The 256-nt window shown below is 50.0% G+C and carries 1 protein-coding gene; it reads right to left on the reverse strand.

The genetic code is table 11. The annotated features are described in order from the left end of the window. The coding region (locus tag FN960_RS24375) for a FeoB small GTPase domain-containing protein (protein ID WP_368854067.1) at positions 1-256 on the reverse strand (256 nt) is incomplete at both ends.

Raw genomic sequence — 256 nt, forward strand, 5'->3', positions numbered from 1 at the left:
ATTAAAGCTGCAATACCGCGACCATGCGTTGAAACAAGCGCGATCACCGGATAGCCTAGACGCGACGTCAGAGCATCAATTTCAATACGAATATTTTGCTTCTCGGCAATGTCGAGCATGTTCAGTGCCACAATGCAGGGAATGCCGAGTTCCAGCAGTTGTAGCGTCAGGTACAGGTTACGCTCAAGGTTAGACGCATCCACCACGTTAATCAGCAGGTCGGCGTCGCCACTCAAAATGTAGTGACAGGCGATTT

This window comes from Alkalicoccobacillus porphyridii, assembly GCF_007293315.1.
GTDB classification, from domain to species: Bacteria; Bacillota; Bacilli; order Bacillales; family Bacillaceae_D; genus Alkalicoccobacillus; species Alkalicoccobacillus porphyridii.